16 protein-coding genes are annotated in these 19,174 nt (G+C 72.9%); 4 read left to right on the top strand and 12 right to left on the bottom strand.

The genetic code is table 11. From position 1 onward, the window contains the following. Window positions 1-103: 103 nt before the first annotated feature. Window positions 104-997 (bottom strand): alpha/beta fold hydrolase, encoded by an 894-nt coding sequence (locus OO67_RS04570; protein WP_033297481.1) that lies wholly within the window; start codon window positions 995-997, stop codon window positions 104-106. 732 nt (window positions 998-1,729) lie between these two features. After that, window positions 1,730-2,422, bottom strand: coding sequence for an iron-dependent transcriptional repressor DtxR (locus OO67_RS04565; protein WP_033297480.1), 693 nt, complete (start codon window positions 2,420-2,422; stop codon window positions 1,730-1,732). A gap of 209 nt (window positions 2,423-2,631) precedes the next feature. Here OO67_RS04565 and OO67_RS04560 point away from each other — a divergent pair, with 209 nt between their 5' ends. Further along, complete coding sequence (locus tag OO67_RS04560; RefSeq protein ID WP_033297479.1) at window positions 2,632-3,387, top strand: SIS domain-containing protein; 756 nt, start codon at window positions 2,632-2,634, stop codon at window positions 3,385-3,387. Window positions 3,388-3,561: 174 nt separating this feature from the next. On the opposite strand, the gene OO67_RS04555 is transcribed toward OO67_RS04560, so the two are convergent. Beyond that, window positions 3,562-4,920: a PAS domain S-box protein gene (locus OO67_RS04555; RefSeq protein WP_033297478.1), complete on the bottom strand. Its 1,359-nt coding sequence runs from the start codon at window positions 4,918-4,920 to the stop codon at window positions 3,562-3,564. A gap of 734 nt (window positions 4,921-5,654) precedes the next feature. Here OO67_RS04555 and OO67_RS04550 point away from each other — a divergent pair. After that, on the top strand, window positions 5,655-6,008 hold the full coding sequence (locus OO67_RS04550; protein ID WP_078597631.1) for a TetR/AcrR family transcriptional regulator C-terminal ligand-binding domain-containing protein: 354 nt from the start codon (window positions 5,655-5,657) through the stop codon (window positions 6,006-6,008). 4 nt (window positions 6,009-6,012) lie between these two features. On the opposite strand, the gene pdxH is transcribed toward OO67_RS04550, so the two are convergent. Beyond that, entirely contained in the window at window positions 6,013-6,645 is a 633-nt protein-coding gene (pdxH, locus tag OO67_RS04545) for a pyridoxamine 5'-phosphate oxidase (protein ID WP_033297477.1), read from the bottom strand. Between the two features lie 257 nt (window positions 6,646-6,902). On the opposite strand from pdxH, the gene OO67_RS04540 reads away from it, so the two are divergent. Then, on the top strand, window positions 6,903-8,012 hold the full coding sequence (locus tag OO67_RS04540) for a citrate synthase 2 (protein WP_033297476.1): 1,110 nt from the start codon (window positions 6,903-6,905) through the stop codon (window positions 8,010-8,012). Between the two features lie 48 nt (window positions 8,013-8,060). Here OO67_RS04540 and OO67_RS04535 read toward each other — a convergent pair whose 3' ends face one another. The 3 genes from OO67_RS04535 to OO67_RS04525 form a co-directional block, all read right to left on the bottom strand. Then, window positions 8,061-10,622: a wHTH domain-containing protein gene (locus OO67_RS04535; protein WP_157841651.1), complete on the bottom strand. Its 2,562-nt coding sequence runs from the start codon at window positions 10,620-10,622 to the stop codon at window positions 8,061-8,063. 38 nt (window positions 10,623-10,660) lie between these two features. After that, window positions 10,661-11,602 carry an STM4015 family protein gene (locus tag OO67_RS04530; RefSeq protein WP_208860984.1) on the bottom strand — a complete coding sequence of 314 codons (942 nt, stop codon included), beginning with the start codon at window positions 11,600-11,602 and terminating at the stop codon, window positions 10,661-10,663. A gap of 70 nt (window positions 11,603-11,672) precedes the next feature. After that, window positions 11,673-12,590, bottom strand: coding sequence for a LysR family transcriptional regulator (locus tag OO67_RS04525; protein ID WP_033297473.1), 918 nt, complete (start codon window positions 12,588-12,590; stop codon window positions 11,673-11,675). Window positions 12,591-12,694: 104 nt separating this feature from the next. Here OO67_RS04525 and OO67_RS04520 point away from each other — a divergent pair, with 104 nt between their 5' ends. Beyond that, a complete protein-coding gene (locus tag OO67_RS04520; RefSeq protein ID WP_033297472.1) occupies window positions 12,695-13,060 on the top strand; it encodes a YybH family protein in 366 nt (121 codons plus the stop codon). Between the two features lie 14 nt (window positions 13,061-13,074). Here OO67_RS04520 and OO67_RS04515 read toward each other — a convergent pair whose 3' ends face one another. The 5 genes from OO67_RS04515 to OO67_RS04495 all read right to left on the bottom strand — a co-directional run bounded on the left by OO67_RS04515 (window position 13,075) and on the right by OO67_RS04495 (window position 19,174). Further along, on the bottom strand, window positions 13,075-13,653 hold the full coding sequence (locus OO67_RS04515; protein ID WP_033297471.1) for a TetR/AcrR family transcriptional regulator: 579 nt from the start codon (window positions 13,651-13,653) through the stop codon (window positions 13,075-13,077). Next, complete coding sequence (locus OO67_RS04510; RefSeq protein ID WP_033297470.1) at window positions 13,641-14,375, bottom strand: enoyl-CoA hydratase family protein; 735 nt, start codon at window positions 14,373-14,375, stop codon at window positions 13,641-13,643. The genes OO67_RS04515 and OO67_RS04510 overlap by 13 nt, the downstream gene beginning before the upstream one ends. Next, complete coding sequence (locus tag OO67_RS04505) at window positions 14,372-15,949, bottom strand: 4-coumarate--CoA ligase family protein (protein ID WP_033297469.1); 1,578 nt, start codon at window positions 15,947-15,949, stop codon at window positions 14,372-14,374. Before OO67_RS04505 ends, OO67_RS04510 begins: the two co-directional genes overlap by 4 nt. A gap of 82 nt (window positions 15,950-16,031) precedes the next feature. Then, on the bottom strand, window positions 16,032-17,198 hold the full coding sequence (locus tag OO67_RS04500) for an acyl-CoA dehydrogenase family protein (RefSeq protein ID WP_033297468.1): 1,167 nt from the start codon (window positions 17,196-17,198) through the stop codon (window positions 16,032-16,034). After that, window positions 17,195-19,174, bottom strand: coding sequence for an acetyl/propionyl/methylcrotonyl-CoA carboxylase subunit alpha (locus OO67_RS04495; protein WP_033297467.1), 1,980 nt, complete (start codon window positions 19,172-19,174; stop codon window positions 17,195-17,197). Before OO67_RS04495 ends, OO67_RS04500 begins: the two co-directional genes overlap by 4 nt.

Raw genomic sequence — 19,174 nt, 5'->3', positions numbered from 1 at the left:
GGCGTGCGGGCTCCAGGGCTGAGGGTACGGAGCGTGCGGGCTCCAGGGCCGACGGGGACGGGGCGTGCGGTATCAGGTGCTGACGGGGACGGGGTGTCCGGTATCAGGGGCTGACGGGCTCCCTGTCGCCCCGGAAGTCCTCGGCGAGTTGCTCCAGGAAGGGCTCCACCGCCCTGCGCCACCCCTCCGGACGGTCGTAGTGGACGAGGTGGCCGGCGTCCTCGACCTCTGCGTACTGCCCGCGCGGCAGGACGCGGACCATCTCCTGGGCCTCGGCCCTGCCCAGCTCTCCGTCGATGCCGCGCAGGACCAGGGTGGGGCAGCGCACCTGCGCCAGCTCTTCCCAGTGGGCGTCGTAGACCCAGGTGGCCCGGGAGGTCAGCATCTGCTCCTGGGAGAAGACGGGCCGCCATCCGTCGGAGCTCTCGGCCATCACCTCCGCGAAGAACTCCCCGCGGGAGGGATTGGGCCGCTCGACCCAGGGGTCGTCCTCACCGAACCACTTCCGCACCTCCGCGAGCGTCGCGAAAGGGAGCGGCCAGGTCCTGAACCAGTCCTCCCACTCGCGCTGCGAAGCCGCCCCCAGAGCGGAGGCCCGCATGTCGCAGATGATCAGCGCCTTGACCAGATCGGGGCGCTTCGCGGCCAGCTGCCATGCGGTGAGCGCGCCCATCGAGTGTCCGATGAGGGTGACGGGGCCGAGGTCGAGCTGTTCGATCGCGGCCTCGGCGTCCGCGACGTAGGCGTCGCGGGTGTAGGGGCCCTCGGCCGGTTTCTCGCTGCGCCCGTGGCCACGCTGGTCGAGGCCGACCGGGCGGTGGCGCTCGGAGAGCCAGCGGGCGGTGGAGGCCCAGTGCGCGGCCCGGCCCATCAGCCCGTGGAGCAGTAAAATCCCAGGGGCCTGCCCGGCCTCCGCACGCCCTTTGGGCGGATCCGCGAACTCCCAGGCCGCGAGGCGTACGCCCTCCGACCCGGTCACATCGATGCGCCGCACCATAGGTTCTGGCACCCCCTTCTGGTCCTCGATCACCGTGTGTTCGTGCGAGCCCAGACTATCGAACTTGTATTCGAAAACGCGCTTCCGCCTCGCAACATCCCACGTTTGAGTGACAGCGGTTCAGGATTGATGACGGCCTCTCAGGGGAGACCTTCTCCGGGAAGCGGACCACTCGGGGACAGGGGTCCGCGGGGACTGACCTCGAGAGCTCGGGGCTCCGGGTCAGCGCAGGGGAGGACCGGCCCCGGCGCCTTCGGGCGCCGGGGCCGTCCCCTGTTACGGAACACATGGGTCCGCGCTCACGGCGGACCGCGGACGTCGTCCGGCCGGCCGACGGCGGGGCGGTGGACACACCCACCCGGGCCGCTCCCCGACCGGACGGGGCCGCCCCACGGACCACCCGGGCCGCGCGCGGACCTGGTGCCGCGATTCGAACACCCCGGCGGTTCACGGAGGCGCCGGAAGGCGTGAAGGCGCGGGACAGCCCAGCAGCGGCCTCACGCTGCTCGTGCCAGTGCGACGGGCGCAATCCCTGCTCCCTCCCGACCGCCCGGCAGGCTCTGCCGGCGCCCCTCAGGTCATATGCCTGGCCACAGCCTGGCACGCGTTTCGCCCGGGCGCTGCGATTCCGGGCGGAAAACAAAAAGCGGGCTTTACCGGTTCACATCTGCACGTGCATCCGCACCGGCGCCTGCACTTGCGGCCAGGCACCGGTGCACAAGAACGCGCTGCTCAGCGCTTCGCGACGAACACGTGCGAGGCCACATCGGCGTCCAGTTCGGCCGCCTCCCCGCTGGAACCGACCAGCACCCCGCCGGCCGACTCCGTCACACTGACGACGGAACCGGGCTGCACGCCGGCCCGCCGCAACGTGTACATCAGCTGGGCGTCGGTCTGGATGGGCTCTCCGATCCGGCGCACCACCACGGTCTTGCCCTCCGCACCCGGGTCGAGCTCGGCCAGGCTCACCATGCCCTCGTCCAGGAACGGGTCCGCCTCGGACTTCTCGCCCAGCTCCTCCAGGCCCGGGATCGGATTGCCGTACGGAGACTCCGTCGGGTGCCGCAGCAGCTCCAGCACCCGGCGCTCCACGGCCTCGCTCATCACGTGTTCCCAGCGACAGGCCTCGGCGTGGACCTGCTCCCACTCCAGGCCGATGACGTCGACGAGCAGACACTCGGCGAGCCGGTGCTTGCGCATCACCCGTGTCGCCAGGCGGCGCCCCTCCTCGGTCAGCTCCAGGTGGCGGTCGCCCGCGACCTGGACCAGCCCGTCCCGCTCCATGCGCGCCACCGTCTGGCTGACCGTCGGACCACTCTGGTCCAGCCGTTCGGCGATCCGGGCGCGCATGGGGACCACGCCTTCCTCTTCGAGCTCGAGGATGGTGCGGAGATACATCTCCGTTGTGTCGATCAGTCCGGACATACGTGCCCCTCGATGCTGTGACATGAAATCGTCGTGCGATGGCCCTCCACCAATTCTGACGCATACCACCGGCAACCGTGCCCCGCCGTCGGGAGTCCGTGCCGACGGCCCGCCCCGAGCGCTATTGACAGCCCACTGGTCCAGACCGCAACGTGATCCGCGACACGGGCACCGCACGGGTCCCCGCCCCCGCAGGAAAGGCCTCCTCGATGAGCGACAGCAAGCTCGCCGGTCAGTTCTTCGACGCAGCGATCGGCCTGCTGGAGCGGGTGCGCGACGAGGAGTCCGGAGCGATCGCCGCCGCGGGGGCCGCGATCGCGGACACCGTCTCCGCGGGCGGCCGGCTCTTCGCCTTCGGCGCCGGGCACTCCTCGCTCGCCGCACAGGACGTCGTCTACCGGGCGGGCGGTCTCGCCTTGATGAACCTGCTCGCGGTGCCCGGCACCGTCGGCGTCGACGTCATGCCGGCGACGCTCGGCTCCGCGCTGGAGCGGGTGGACGGCCTCGCGAGTGCCGTGCTCGACTCCAGCCCGGCACGCGCAGGCGACCTCCTCGTGATCATCTCCCTCTCCGGGCGCAACGCCCTGCCCGTGGAGATGGCGCAGAACGCGCGGGCGCTCGGTCTGACGGTCGTCGGGGTCACCTCGGTCGCGTACACGAAGGGCACCAGGTCCCGGCACGCCTCGGGCGGATTCCTCCGGGACCACTGCGACATCGTGCTCGACAGCAAGATCGCGATCGGCGACGCGGAGCTGAGGACGGAGGGCGTCGACGCCCCGTTCGCGCCCGCGTCGACGGTCGTCACCAGCGCGTTGATGCAGGCCATGATGGCCGCCGCGGCGGAGGAGCTCGCCGCCCGGGGGACCGAACCGCCGCTGCTGCGCTCGGGCAACGTGGACGGCGGGCACGAGTGGAACGGACGCGTGATGCGTGAGTACGGCGACCGCATCTTCTACCGGCACTGAGCGGCGTCCCGGGCACCGCCCGGCGCCCGTGACGCGGCGGCCCCGCGGATCCGGTCCGGGCGACGATCGCGGACGTCGCGCGGGCAGGCGTCACGCCGACGGGTGCGACGCGTCGGAGGGAGGCCCCCCGCTCCCGGCCCGCACGCGCGCACGGCGAACGGGCCGGGAGCGGGCTCAGACCCCCGGATCGGCCGTCAGCCGGGCCAGGTCGACCGCCGAGGCGACCCTGACAGCCACACTTTCCGCGTACGTCACGTCGGGACGTTCGAACGCCCTGCGGTGCGACGCCCGCAGGAACGTCACCACGCCCAGCGTCCGCCCCCGGCTGCGCAGCACCGCGCACAGGGCGTGCACCGAGTCACCGGGCCACCGGTGCTCCACCGCCCACGCCTCGCCCGCACCCGCCGGCGCGGCGGCACGGACGGAATCCGTACGCTCCACCGCCTGCAGAGCCGGGTGCCCCGGCGCGTACCGTGCGGGGAGCGGGCCACCGGAGACCGGCAGGCACGGACCCGGCGCGTCCGAGGGAGTGGCCGCCGCACGCACCAGCCGCTCCCCCGCCGCCAGGTCCGCCATCAGGTCGACGACCACGTGGTCGGCGAATCCGGCCAGGGCGTAGTCCAGCGACGTGGTCACCGCCTCCATGGGGTCCTCGCACTCGGCAGCCTGCCGGGCGGCACGGTGCAGCTGGTTCGCGCGGAACCGCACCCGGTCGGCCTCCTGCTCCGCGAGCTTCGCCACGGTGACGTCCCGGAACAGCCAGCCGACCCCGAGCGGCACCGGTTCCTGCGCCAGCGGCGAGAAAAGCCTCAGGAACCCGCTGCGCCAGCAGCGCCGCCGGTCGCCGTCGGCGGTCCGCAGGGTCACCCACAGCTCGGCCGGGGCGGGCGGCGCGCCCTCGGCGAGGACGTGCTGCAGCGCGCCCTCGAGATCCTCGACGCCCTGGACGATCAGCTCGCCCAGCGGCCGGCCCAGCAGCGTGGTGCGCCCGCCGCCCAGCGCCCGGGCCGCGTAGGCGTTGACCACCGTCGGGCGCAGATCGACGTCTACGGCGACCACACCCCAGGACGCGTCCTCGAAGAGGGCCTCGCTGAGCGCGATGGACCGCTCCAGATCGATCTGCGCGTGCACCTCGCTGAACGCGCAGTACACCCCCGCGGGCTTCCCGTCCTCACCGCGCACCCCCGACGACTGGGTCCTGACCAGGACGCGCCCGCCGTCCTTGCGCAGCAGCGCGAACTCGTGGACCTGCCTGCCCGGTGCGTCCATGGCGGCGAGCAGCCGCCCCTGCACGTCCTCCGCGTCCGCGCTCCGCACGGCCCACCCAGCGAAGCCGCGCCGCCCCACGGCCTCTGCGGCGGTCCAGCCGAGGATCCGTTCGGCCTCGCGGTTCCAGTGGGTGATGGTGCCGCGCGCGTCGAACGCGCAGAGCGCGGCGTCCATGCCGTCGAGCAGCGCGGCGAGCAGCTCCGCGCCCTCGGGCCCGCCCGGACCGCCGGGGACAGTGGTCCCGCTGCTGCTGGAAGGACTCATCCCGTACCCCCGCACGTCTTCGCACGTCAGGCCCCCATTCAACTCGAACCCGACGGAGAGCACAGCCCCTTTCCGGAAATCGGGGCCGCGGACCACGGGAGGGCCCCGCAGGACGGACGGGGAACAGCCTCCGACCACCCGTCACACACGTCCCGGAGAACTCTCCGGGGGACATCCAGGTGTCCGTGTACGAAGCCGGTGGGTGGAAGCCGGTGGGCCGTGCCGACGGCACCGGATACACGGCGGAGCCGGCCCGGGGTTCCCTCGCCGAGGGTGCGGAACGCGCCCTCCGCTTCCGCGCCGGGCTGGACTCCGCCTTCCCGGCCGGCATCAGTGACCTGCGCGTCCCCTTCTTCGGTGACGGGGCTCCGAGACGCTGGAGCTCTCCGGCTGACCGTGGCGGCCTGTTCCCGTCCGGGCCGTTCTTCCTCTCACGGATAAATCGCTTGTCCCGTCCCGGACGGGTTCCTATGGTGGAACCACACGCGAAAGGAGGTGTTCCGGAAGTGATTTCTTTTCGGACTCGTGAGGTGACTGCGGGCTGACGCCCGTCGTCGCGCTCTTTGCAGTGCAGGCCGGTCGCCGGCCAATCCCAAGCAGTCACCGCCCGCAGGCTCGCCGGTAAGTCCGGCCGGCTCCTCCGTGAGGAGGAACCAGAGCCTGCGGGTTTCTGCGTGTCCGGGCCGGGCGCCCGTCGCCGTCAGTGCTGCTCGGACTGGCCGCCGTCGATCGGGATGACCGTGGCGTACGCGCTGCTGTGGCTGCGCGGGCTGGTGCGGACCCTGACCCTGCTCGGCGACCCCAGTGTGGTGACGGGTGCCCTGACCGAGCGCGGGGAGCCGGGGCGCGCCGAGCTGCGGGACCTGCTCAAGGCGCAGGCCGGACCGGCCGCGCAGCTGCTGCGGGCCGGCGTGGCGCGGGGCCGGCTGCCCCGAAGCGTGCCGGTGGAGGCGGTCGTGGACAGCTGGGTCGGCTACCTCGTCTACCGGACCGTGTTCCTGGGGCAGGAGACCACCGAGGACGATCTCCTCGATCTCGTACGTCTCCTGCCGCCGCCTCCCGGGCCGTCCGCCGGGGAGGCGGGCTGACGGGTCACGGGCAGAGCCGCTCCACCCGCCAGGGGGCGGCCGGGCTCTCCCGGACGTATCGCAGCCTGTCGTGCAGCCGGTTCTCACGGCCCTGCCAGAACTCGATCGCGTCCGGCACGACGCGGAAGCCGCCCCACTGCGGGGGCGCGGGGACCTTCTCGCCCTCCGGATAGCGGGCGGCGAGCTCCTCGTAGCGGGTGGTCAGCTCCTCACGGGAGCCGACCACCGTCGACTGGTCGCTGGCCCAGGCACCCAGCTGGGAGCCGTGGGGGCGGGTACGGAAGTACGCGACCGTCTCCTCACGCCCGACGCGGGCCGCGGTGCCGGTGACGACGACCTGGCGGGCGAGCGGGTGCCAGGGGAAGAGCAGCGAGACGTACGGGTTGGCCGTCAGCTCGCGGCCCTTGCGGGAGCCGTAGTTGGTGAAGAAGACGAAGCCGCGGTCGTCGTAGTGCTTCAGCAGCACCGTCCGGGAGGACGGCCGGCCCCGTGAGTCGGCGGTGGAGACCACCATCGCGTTGGGCTCGTGGAGGGCGCCGCCCCCGGCGACCTGGCGGAACCAGTGGGCGAACTGGTCCATGGGGTCCGCGGCGAGATCCTTCTCGGTGAAGTCCTCGGAGCGGTACTGCTCGCGCATCGCCGCCGGATCGGTGGTGCAATCGGATGACGGGACGCGAGAGGAGGCGGAAGCGGAAGTCGGAGTGGCATCTGCTGTGGGCACGGGGCCATCCTGCCGCAGCGGGCCGGTTCCCCGCCGGGAGGGGCGCTACCGCCGGTCCGCGAGCCGGGAGGCTGTGCCGGACGTCACCCTTCCCCGCGTCGTGGTAACCCGCCAGTATTCGTGGACAGGCCTTCGTGGCCGTCACACAGCCGCCGAGCCGAGGGAGCCGCCCGATGTCCGACTTCGTACCCGGACTTGAAGGAGTCGTCGCGTTCGAGACGGAGATCGCCGAGCCCGACAAGGAAGGCGGCTCGCTCCGTTACCGCGGCGTCGACATCGAGGACCTCGTCGGCCATGTGTCGTTCGGCAACGTCTGGGGTCTGCTGGTGGACGGGGCGTTCAACCCCGGCCTGCCGCCCGCCGAACCGTTCCCGATCCCCGTGCACTCGGGCGACATCCGCGTCGACGTGCAGTCCGCGCTCGCCATGCTGGCGCCGGTGTGGGGCCTGAAACCGCTGCTCGACATCGACGAGGAGACCGCGCGCGACGACCTGGCGCGGGCCGCCGTGATGGCCCTGTCGTACGTCGCCCAGTCGGCCCGTGGCCAGGGCCTGCCGATGGTTCCGCAGAGCGAGATCGACAAGGCGGAGTCCGTGGTGGAGCGGTTCATGATCCGCTGGCGTGGTGAGCCCGACCCGAGGCACGTCAAGGCCGTCGACGCCTACTGGACGTCGGCCGCCGAACACGGCATGAACGCCTCGACGTTCACCGCCCGCGTCATCGCGTCGACCGGCGCCGACGTCTCGGCGGCGCTGTCCGGGGCGGTGGGCGCCATGTCCGGTCCCCTGCACGGCGGGGCACCGTCCCGCGTGCTCGGCATGATCGAGGAGATCGAGCGGACGGGCGACGCCAGGGCGTACGTGAAGCAGGCGCTGGACAAGGGCGAGCGCCTGATGGGCTTCGGCCACCGCGTCTACCGCGCCGAGGACCCCCGGGCCCGCGTCCTGCGACGCACCGCCCGCGAGCTGGCCGCCCCGCGCTTCGAGGTGGCGGAGGCCCTGGAGAAGGCGGCCCTGGAGGAGCTCCACGCCCGCCGTCCGGACCGCGTCCTGGCGACGAACGTCGAGTTCTGGGCGGCGATCGTCCTGGACTTCGCCGAGGTCCCGGCGCACATGTTCACCTCGATGTTCAGCTGCGCCCGCACGGCCGGCTGGTCGGCGCACATCCTGGAGCAGAAGCGGACCGGCCGCCTGGTGCGCCCCTCGGCGACGTACGTCGGCCCGGGCTCGCGCGACCCCCGCTCGATCGAGGGGTACGACCAGCTGGCGGACCTGGGGAACTGACGGGGCGGGCCGGGGCCCGGGAGGCAGCTCCCAGGCCCCGGCACACGGTCAGGGCCTGCGCGGCCGGCCGGGAGCGGGGCGTCGGGCCGGATAGGCGGCGGCCCGCACGTCGAAGCCCAGCGCGGACAGGCTCGCGGCCACCTCGGCGGGGCTCCGGCCGGTTCTGCTCGCGACGGTCAGGACGTGCTCGACCTCCGTGACCTGCCGGATCCGGCCCACGGCCTCCAGCAGGGGGATGTCCTCCGGGCCGACCGGTCCGGGCAGGGTGACGTCGTGACCGAGCCGGGTCAGTCTGCCGGCGGTCTCCTGGGGAGTGCGGCCGGTCGCCCGTGCCGCGCGCAGCACGTGGAGCAGCGACGGGGTGCTGTTCCGCTCGAGCCAGGGTGCCCGGGAGTCGAGGTTCTCGCTGAGCACGAGGATGTCCTCGTCGTCGGGGCCCGCCGTCTCCGGCAGGTCCTGCCAGGCGCAGCCCAGCTCGGCCCTGCGGGTGGCGATCTCGGTGGGGGTCCGGCCGAGGGTCTTCGCGGCGAGCAGGACGGGTCCGAGGCCGGCGTACCGCGACCTGGGCGCGCCGCCGTCGGCGTCGGGACCGACGATCAGGCGGTCCTCGGGCCGCAGGGTGAACGGGAGCCCGAAGCCCAGGGCGAGGAGCCGGTTCGCGACGTCGTACGGGCTGACGCCCGACGCCCGGGCTGCCGCCCAGACATGATCCGTCGACACGGTGGTGTGCGGGGCGAGCCAGGGGGCCGTGGGGCGTTGCGCGCCACTGATCAGGACGGGGTCGCCGGGGAAGGGGGTGTCGGGCAGCGGGGCGGGAAGGCCGCGGAAGCCCAAGGTGCGCAGCCTACGGCCGATCTCGGCGGGGGCGACGCCCTCGGCACTCGCCCGCAGGAGGATGTGCGGGAGCGGGATCTCCTCGTCCAGGCCCGGCCAGTCGGGTGCCCAGGTGTGGGACCCGAGCCGGAACAGGGAGAGGTCGTCCTCGGACACCGACTCGGGCAGCGGGGTCTCCGGGAGGGCGAGGTCGGTGTGGCCGAGCTCCCGGTACCGGTCCGCGATCTCCTGGACACCCCTTCCCGTGGTGGCGGCCGCGTACAGGACACGCCCGTACGGCACGGTGCTGCCCAGCCACCTGCCGGAGGTCCGTGCCCGTCCGTCCACGCTGACGAGCTGGAGGTCCTCCTCGGTGACGGCCCGGTCCGGGACGGCGGGCAGCCGGGTGAGACCCAGCTCCTCCAGCCGGGCCAGGACCTCCCGGACGGACGCGCCCGTGGTGTGCGCGGCCCGCAGGACGTGGGCGACCGACACCGGCGCCGTGGGATCGAGCCAGGGCGCGTCGCCGTCGAGGGACCTGCTGACCAGGCGTACGTCCTCGGCGGACACGGTGGCGGGCAGCGCCGCTCCGGGGATACGGAAGCCGAGCGCCCGCAGGCGGGCCATGACCTCGGCCGGAGGTCTCCCGGTCCGGACGGCGACCTTCAGGACGTGGGACAGCCAGTGGGGGTCGTCCTGCCGGAGCCATCGCTGCGTGAGGTCGTCCGGCCGGTCCATGCGGGTGGTCGCGGCCAGGGACAGTTCCGCGGCGTCCACCCGGTCGGCCAGTGAGCCTGTGGGCACCTCCCGGTATCCGAGGCGGGTGAGCCGGATGACGAGCGCGTTGGGGTTGCGGCCGTGCTTCTCCGCGAAGCGCAGGACGTGATCGACCGGCACGGGGGCGGCCTCGTCCAGCCAGGGTGGAACGCCGTTCATCTCCTGGCTGACGAGCAGGAGGTCCTCGGTGATGAGCCCCGCGACGCCGGGCTCGATCCGGTAGCCGAGGGCGGTGAGGTCCCGGCATGCCAGGACGGCCGCGGCCGTCGTCCTCTCCAAGTCCTTCGTGTCGTCCTCGGTGCGGTCGACGATCAGCAGTATCTGTCGGAGCGGCACGGGGGCGTCGTCGGCGAGCCAGGGTGCGCTGCCGTCCACGCGGTCGCTGGCCAGGCGGAGTTCGCGGCGTCGTACGCGCTCCGGCGCGCTTCCCAGGGCGGGCGTCCGGTAGCCCAGCCCGGCGTACCGGGCCGCGACCTCCGCGGGCGGCACCTCCAGCCGTTCGGCGGTCCGGAGGATGCGGCCCCGCATCGTGGCGGGGTCGGTCTCCTCGTACCAGGGCCACTCGCCGGACAGCCTGTCGCTGACCAGGATCAGGTCGTCCTCGTCCACCGAGGCGGGGAAGCGGCCGGGGTCTCGCACCGGGAGGCCGAGGGCGGCGTACTCGCTCGCGAGCTCGGCAGGGGAACGTTTCAGCTGTGCGGCCGCCCAGAGGATGTGGGCCCGCATCCTGGGAGCGAAGTGCGGCCGCATCCAGGGGGAGACCCCGTCGAGGTTGCAGCTGACCAGCTTCATGGCGTCGGCCGGGAGCGCGGCCAGTTCCTCGGCCGAGGGCACCTGGTGGCCGAGTTCGGCGAACCGGTCCCTGACCTCGGCGGCGGTGCGGCCGGTGGTGACGGCCGCTTGCAGGAGGTGGTACGGCGGCACGGGTTCGCCAGGGGCCAGCCAGGGTGCACGGCGGTCCAGGTGGGCGCTGGTGAGGAGCTTCGCGTCGGGGTCGTAGGCGTCGGAGGTGTGCGGCACGGGGAGCCTTTCACGGGTGCGGTGTCCGGGGAGGGAGGTCATTCGGCGGCGGCGACGTAGCGCCCGCCGTCGTCGTCCTCGTCCTCGTCGGCGTCCTCCCGGCCGGACAGGTCGACCCGTACTCCCGCGGGTTCGAGGGCCTCCCAGATCCGCAGCATCATGGCGTCGCTCAGGAAGTGGTGGTGCAGGTCGAGCGAGCGCAGGTGGGTGAGCGGCTGGCCGTTCAGCAGCGCCTCCGCCCCGGTGTCACCGAGCGTCCCCAACGACAGGCTGAGCGACTCCAGCCGGGCGACGACGGGTGCGTGCGCCACGGCGGCGGCTATGTCGTCCTGGAAGGTGCTGTTCTGCAGCCCCAGATGCCGCAGCGCGGGGAAGCGCGTGCCGTCCAGCAGCGGTGCGAGGTCCTCCAGGGTCGTGTCGCAGCCGTAGTACTCGTCGCCCAGCCACAGCTCCAGGTGCTCCAGGGCCGGCAGGTCGGAGTCCAGGACACCGCGCACCACCTCGGCGGGCAGTCCACCGCACTCGAAGCGCAGGGTGCGCAGGGCCTCGTGACGGACGGCCGGGAACGCCAGGCCGGAGCTGCCCCGCACCGCGAGCTCCCGCAGCCGTGGGTACGCCTCGAGGACGGGGGCGACGTCGGACTGCTCCATCCAGGAGAGCTCGGACTGTTCGGAGACGATGTCGCCGAGGAACAGGGCCTCCAGGTTGACGAGCCGGGAGCTCGCCTCGGTGATCTCCTCGGTCATGCTGCCCAGGCCGTGCTCCGTGTACCACGGGTAGCCGATGATCAGCGCGCGTACGTCCTCGGCCGGCATGGCCGTGAGGAAACGCTCCCAGTAGACGTCGGAGGCCTCGTCACCGTCTCTGTCCTCGAGCTCGATCCGCCAGGCCGCGGCACCGGCGGCGGGCAGGCGGGCGCTGTGGGTGAACTGCGGGAAGGTAAGGGCGGGCAGGCCGTTGAGGTGCTGCACATGGTCGATCACATTCGTCCTCAGGTGGTGTAACGGCTACAACTCCCCTTGTTCTAGCAGCCGGTGACGACAACTCCGCTCACACGCCGGCCGCCGGTACGCCCTCCTCGCCCCCTGGGGGCACGGCGAAAGCCTGCCGGCTGTGCACGAGCAGCTCGCGCAGTGCGGGGTTGTCCGTGCTCCTCCACACCAGCGCGAGGAGCGCCGGCGTCTCGACGTCGTCGATGGTGCGGGCGGTGAGCCGGTCGTCGTAGCTCGCGGCCATCGACGCGCTGAGGACGGCGACCCCGAGCCCACGGGCGGCGAGGTCCGCGATGGCGTCCGCGGCGCCGGCCTGCAGCGCGATCACGGGCTGGAGGCCCTGGGCGGCGCAGGCGCGGTCGAGCAGTGTGCGCAGCCCGGTGCCGGGCGGCATGCAGATGAGGCGCCGGGCCACCAGGTCGCGCAGTGTCACCCGGTACCGACGGGCCAGCGGGTCCCCCTCCGGGACGGCGGCGACGAGCCGCTCGCTGATGATCGTCAGGGCCTCCAGCCCTTCCGGGGCCGGCGCGGCGGTCCCGATCAGGGCCACGTCGACGGCGCCGGTGCGCACCCCCTCCACGAGCCGGTCGGAGGTGTCCTCCAGCAGCGAGATCTCGACCCCGGGGTGGGCCCGGTGGAACGCGGCGAGGGCGTCGAACAGCGGGGTGACGGTGCAGCCGGTGACCATCCCGACGGTGAGCCGGCCCCGGATCAGCTCGGTCACCTCACCCACCGCCCGCCCCACCGAATCGGCCGCCGCCAGCGCGGCACGGGCGTGTACGAGCGCGGCCTCCCCGGCGACGGTGAGGGCGGCGGTGCGCGACGAGCGGTCGAACAGCTCGGCGCCGAGCTCCCGTTCCAGCCGGCGGATCTGGGCGCTGACACCGGACTGGCTGATGTGCACCCGCTCGGCGGCCCGGGTGAAGTTGCGCTCCTCGGCGACGGCGACGAAGTACTCGAGCTGTCTCAGTTCCATGACCGGAGATTCTAGTTTCCATCAGAACCATCTGTTGGACTTCTGGAAGGCCCCTGTCCACGCTGGAGACACAGGAACCGGACCCACAAGGAAGCGAGGAAGTCATGCCCGAGTACGAGAAGGCTCTGCGCCCCGAGGACATCACCCGCCTGTTCGTCGAGCGGTCCAACGCCGGCGACGCGGCCGGGGTGGCCGCACTGTACGAGGAGGAGGCGGTGCTGGCCTTCCCGCCGGGCGAGGTGACGGTCGGACGGGAGGCGATCCGTGCGCTGTGGGAGAAGGTGCTGGCCGACCGCCCGCACTTCGAACAGGAGCAGCCCCTGCCGACTCTGGTCAGCGGCGACATCGCCCTGACCTCGACCCCGCCGAAGGACGGGTCGGGAGCCCGCGCCCAGGTGGTCCGGCGCCGGCCCGACGGCAGCTGGCTGCGGGTGCTCGACCAGCCCGAGTTCACCCCGCCCGGACGCTGAGCCGACCGGTCCGGTCAGTCCAGTACGTCGTCGAGGAGGGCCGCCCACTGCTCCACGACCCTGCCCCGGCGGGCCGTGTCGTCGGTCAGCAGGTTGGCGAGACCGAGCCCCCGGGCCATGTCGAGGAGGCCCTGCACCGTCTCGCGCACCCCGGGCCGGGTCTCGTCGGCACGCAGGAGTTCCACGGCGATGCGGTGGGTCTCGCGGCCCACCCGCGCTTCGAGTTCGGTGACGCGGGGCCGGAGCTGGGCCTCGTTGGACGCGGCGACCCAGAGCTGGAGCGCCGCACGGAAGAGCGGTCCGGTGTACAGGTCGACGAGCGCCGCGACGACCTCCGCGCGGCCCTGGACGGGCAGGGCGCGCAGGGCGGCGGAGCGCTCCTCGGCGACGTACTCGACGGCGCCGGTGAACAGGTCCTCCCGGGTCGGGAAGTGGTGCTGGGCGGCGCCCCGCGAGACCCCGGCGTGTTCGGCGACGACGGAGACGGTGGAGCCCGCCCAGCCGCGTTCGGCGAGGCAGGCGACCGCCGATGCCAGGAGCCGCTGCCGGGTGGCGCGGCTCCTGTCCTGCTTCGGGGGCGTCACAGCACCCATGCGGGATCCCGTCGTTCCAGGAAGGCCGTCATCCCCTCCCGTGCTGCGTCGGAGGCGAAGAGCGCCGCGGAGCGGGCGATGAGGTCTTCGGCGTACTGGTCGAAGCTCCGCAGCACAGTAGCCGTGACCAGCTCCTTCGATGCCGCCAGCCCCTGTGGTGACGCTCTGCGCAGTCCGTCCAGTACCGGTTCGAGCGCCTTGTCCGCATCGTCGGCGGCGACGCTCACGAGGCCGATCCGCGCCGCTTCCGCCGCGTCGAAGCGTTCCCCCGTGAGGTAGTAGCGGGCTGCGGCGCGCGGATCGAGGCGGGGCAGCAGGGGCAGGGAGATCACGGCGGGGGCGAGGCCCAGGCGGGACTCGGTGAGGGCGAACGAGGACTCGGGTCCCGCGACGGAGATGTCGCAGGCCCCGAGCAGGCCGAGGCCGCCGGCCCGCACGTGCCCGGTGACCCGGGCGACGACGGGCTTGGGCAGGGCGATGACGCTCCGCATGAGGGCGACGAGGTCGTGCGGATCGGGCGGCGCGGTGAGGTCGGCGCCCGCGCAGAACGTGTTGCCGGTGTGGGTGAGGACGACGGCCCGCACGGAGTCGTCGGCCGCACAGGCGTCGAGGGACTCCGCGAGTTCCCCCACGAGCCGTGCGCTCAGGGCGTTGCGGTTGGCCGGGGAGTCGAGGGTGAGGGTGGTGACGCCCCGCTCGTGGGCGGGGGGTGCGAGGGTCATCGCGGCTTCTCCCGGTCGCGCAGCTCGCGCCGCAGGATCTTGCCGGACACCGCGCGCGGTACGGCTTCGATGAACTCGGCCTGTCTGACCTTCTTGTACGGGGAGACGCGGTCGGCGACGTAGGCGATGACGTCCTCCTCCGTGAGGTCCCCCGCGCCGGGGCCCCGGACCACGTAGGCCTTGGGGACCTCGTTGCCGTCGGCGTCGTACACACCGATGACGGCTGCGTCGGCGATCTCGGGGTGGGTGAGGAGGAGGGCCTCCAGGTCGGCGGGGGCGACCTGGTAGCCCTTGTACTTGATGAGTTCCTTCACCCGGTCGACGACGTACAGCCAGCCGTCCGTGTCGACCCGGCCGACGTCCCCGGTGTGCAGCCAGCCGTCCTCGTCGATCATGGCGTCGGTGGCCTCGGGGCGGCCCAGGTAGCCCTTCATCACCTGAGGGCCGCGGATGAGGATCTCACCGTCCGTGCCGGTGCCGACGTCGATGCCGGGGTCGGTGAGCGAGACGATCCGCATCTCCGTGCCGGGCAGCAGCTTTCCGACGGTGCCGGGCGGCGGGTCCTCCACGTCGAGGGGCACGACATGGGTGCCGGGCGAGAGCTCCGTCATCCCGTAGGCCTGCCGCACGGCGGGTACGCCGAGCCGGGCGGAGCACGCGGCCGCGAGTTCGGCGTCCAGCGGTGCGGCGGCGCTGACGACGTACTCCAGCGACGAGAGGTCGTAGTCGCCGACGAGCGGGTGCTTGGCGAGGGCCAGGACGATGGGCGGGGCGACGTAAAGGCCCGTGATGCGGTGGGTCTGGATCGTCTCGAGGAACTGGGCGAGGTCGAAGCGGGGCAGGACGACGACCGTGGCCCCGTAGCGGAGCGGCCCGTTCATGAGGGCGGTCAGCCCGTAGATGTGGAAGAAGGGAAGAACTGCCAGGATGCGGTCGCTCTCGCCGAGGGGGACGAAGGGCCGCAGCTGCTCCAGGTTGGTGGCGATGGAGCGGTGGGTGAGCATGACGCCCTTGGGGGTGCCGGTGGTGCCCGAGGAGTACGGGAGGACGGCGATGTCCTCGGCCGGGTCGAAGGCGATGTCGGGTTCGGGGGCGGTGGAGCCCAGCATGTCGAGTACGGAGGTGTGGCCCTCGGCCTGGTCGCAGACGTAGATCTCCTCGATGCCGCCCGCGATCTCGGCGGCCCGGCGGGCGACGTCGAGGAGCAGGGACACGGTGACGATCCAGCGGGCGTCCGAGTCCTTGAGCTGTTTGGCGAACTCCTCGGCGGTGGCGAGCGGGTGGATCGTGGTGACGGTGGCACCGGCCCGGGTAGCCCCGTAGAAGACGGGCGGATAGGCGATCGTGTTGGGGCTGTGCAGGGCGAGGACGTCGCCCTTGCGCAGGCCCGCCGCGGCGAGGTGGGCGGCGATGCGCCGGTGGAAGGTGTCGAGCTGGCCGTACGTGACGCTCATCCCGTTGGTCCCGTCGATCAGGGCCGGGGTGTCACCGAAGTCCGCGGCGTTACCGAGGACGGCTTCGTGGATGGGTGTTTCGAGGGGCTGGACGTCTGCGTACTCGCTGTGGAACACCATGGCGGTCCCCTTCGACGCGGGTGGAGAGCCAGAATCGCCCCTGCGGGGGCGGATGGGGAGACCCGGGACGTGACCGAAGGTGTCAGTACGACTTCGGCAGGCCGAGGGTCTGGTGGGAGACGTAGTTCAGGATCATTTCCCGGCTGACCGGTGCGATACGGGAGACACGCGCGGCCGTGATCAGGGAGGCGAGCCCGTACTCGCGGGTGAGGCCGTTTCCGCCCAGGGTGTGGACGGCCTGGTCGACGGCCCGGACGCAGGCTTCCGCGGCGGCGTACTTCGCCATGTTGGCGGCCTCCCCCGCCCCGGTGTCGTCACCGTCGTCGTAGAGCTTCGCGGCCTTCTGCATCATCAAGCGGGCGAGCTCCAGCTCGATGTGCGCCTGGGCGAGCGGGTGCGCGATGGCCTGGTGGGCGCCGATGGGGGCGCTCTTCCAGACGGTGCGGGTCTTCGCGTAGTCCACGGCCCGTTCGAGGGCGTAGCGGCCCATGCCGATGGAGAAGGCCGCGCCCATGATGCGTTCGGGGTTCAGGCCGGCGAAGAGCTGGAGCAGACCCGTGTCCGCCTCCTCGCCGACGAGCGCGCCGGCGGGCAGCCGTACGTCGTCGAGGACCAGCTCGAACTGCTTCTCGGCCGCCTGGAGTTCCATGTCGATCTGCGTACGGGAGAAGCCCGGGGCGTCGCGGGGGACGATGAAGAGGCAGGGCTTGAGGCTGCCGGAGCGTGCGTCCTCGGTGCGACCGACGACGAGTGTGGCGTCGGAGATGTCGACGCCGGAGATGAAGACCTTGCGGCCGCTGAGGATCCACTCCTCGCCGTCCCGGCGGGCGGTGGTGGTGATGCGGTGCGAGTTGGAGCCGGCTTCGGGCTCGGTGATGCCGAACGACATGGTCAGGGAGCCGTCGGAGAGGCCGGGGAGCCATGCCCGCTTCTGTTCCTCGGTGCCGAAGCGGGCGATGACGGTGCCGCAGATCGCCGGGGACACGACCAGCATGAGGAGCGGGCTGCCCGCGGCCCCCAGCTCCTCCAGCACGATGGAGAGCTCGGCCATGCCGGCACCCCCGCCGCCGTACTCCTCGGGAAGGTTGACGCCGAGGTAGCCGAGCTTGCCCGCCTCCTCCCACAGCTCGCGGGGGTGCTCGCCCTTGCGGGCCAGTTCGGTGCTGTACGCGCGGCCGAAGCGCCTGCCGAGGGCGGCGACGGCGGCGCGGAGGGCCTGGTGCTCCGGGGTTTCGAGGACGGTGCTCATCGGGTCGTCTCCTCCTGGTGCGCGGGGGCTTCCGCAGGTGCGTCCTGTACGACGGCGAGCAGCGCGCCGACCTCGACCTGGAGTCCGGGGGCGGCGTGGAGCGCGGTGAGGGTGCCGGAGGCGGGGGCGAGGACGCGGTGTTCCATCTTCATCGCCTCCAGCCAGATCAGCGGCTGTCCGGCCTCGACGGCGGCGCCGGGCACGAGTCCTTCGGCGAGGCGGACGACGGTGCCGGGCATGGGGGCGAGCAGGGAGCCGGGTTCGGTGCGTTCGGCGGGGTCGCTGAAGCGGGGCAGCGCGGTGAAGGTGTACGAGCCTGCGGTGGTGTCCACGTGGACCCGGTCGGCGTGGGTGGTGACCGTGAAGTGCCGGGTCAGACCGCCGGTTTCGAGGGTGACCGCCCCCGGCCGGGCGGCGAGGACCCGCTCACCGGTCCCGGGGGCCGGGGTGCCGTCCCGCCCCGTGCGGTAGGCGATCTCGTACTCGGTGCCGTCGGGCTCGGCGCGGTAGCACCTGGTCTGCGGCCGGGAGGCGAGGTTGCGCCAGGCGCCGAGACGGGCGGGTCCCGCGCCTCCCCCGGCCGCGCCCGCGGCCGTGGCGAGCGCGGCGGCGGTGGCGGCGAGCCGGCGGGCCGCGTCCTGGCCGGGGGCGCCGGCCGCCGTCAGATCGGTCAGATGCCGGTCGAAGAAGCCGGTGTCGAGGCGCCCCGCGACGAAGTCCGGGTGCCGCAGGGAGCGTACGAGCAGCTCCCGGTTGGTGACCGGGCCGTGGATACGGGCGCGTTCCAGGGCGCGGGCGAGGAGACGGACGGCTTCGGTGCGGGTGGGGGCGTGGGCGATGACCTTGGCGAGCATCGGGTCGTAGTGCACCCCGACGGTGTCGCCGCCCGTGTAGCCGGCGTCGAGGCGGATGCCGGGTTCGGCGGGCACCTCCAGCGTGAGCAGTGCTCCGGTCTGCGGCTGCCAGTCACGTGCCGGGTCCTCGGCGTACAGGCGTGCCTCGACGGCGTGTCCGGCGGGTGCCGGGGGCGCGGCGGCGGGCAGCGGCCCGCCCTCCGCCACGCGGAGTTGCAGGGCTACGAGGTCGAGGCCGAACACCGCCTCCGTGACGGGGTGTTCGACCTGGAGCCGGGTGTTCATCTCCAGGAAGTACGGGCGCCCTCCGGCCGAGACGAGGAACTCGACGGTCCCCGCGCCCCGGTAACCCACCGCCTGCGCGGCGGCCACGGCCGCGTCGTGCAGCCGCCGGCGCAGCCCGTCGTCGAGGCCCGGCGCGGGGGCCTCCTCGATGACCTTCTGGTGGCGGCGCTGGAGCGAGCAGTCGCGGGTGCCGAGCGCCCACACCGTGCCCTGCCCGTCCGCCATGATCTGGACCTCGACGTGCCGGCCTCGTTCGACGTACGGCTCGGCGAAGACCTCGCCGTCCCCGAAGGCGCCGGCCGCCTCGGCGGAGGCGGCGGTCAACTCCGCCGGGAGGGACGCGAGTTCCCGTACGATCCGCATCCCGCGCCCCCCGCCGCCGGCCGCCGCCTTCAGCAGCAGCGGCAGATCGGCGGCGGTGGCGCTCCCCGGGTCCACGGGGGCGAGCAGCGGCACATCGGCGGCGGCCATCAGCTCCTTGGCCCGGGTCTTGGACGCCATCAGCTCGATGGCCTTGACCGGCGGTCCCACCCAGACGAGGCCCGCGTCCTGCACGGCCCGCGCGAACCCGGCGTTCTCCGAGAGGAAGCCGTACCCGGGGTGGACCGCGTCGGCGCCCGCGGCGAGCGCGGCGGCGACGACGAGGTCGCCGCGCAGATACGTGTCCGCCGGTGCGGCACCCGGCAGGCGTACGGCGGTGTCGGCCTCCCGGACGTGCAGGGCACCGGCGTCCGCGTCGGAGTACACGGCGACGGTGGAGATGCCCAGCTCACGACAGGTGCGGAAGATCCGGCAGGCGATCTCGCCCCGGTTGGCGACAAGCAGTGTGGTGATCAT

It is taken from the genome of Streptomyces atroolivaceus (assembly GCF_000717025.1).
GTDB lineage: Bacteria > Actinomycetota > Actinomycetes > Streptomycetales > Streptomycetaceae > Streptomyces > Streptomyces atroolivaceus.
This window is presented reverse-complemented; position numbering and strand designations above follow the sequence as displayed.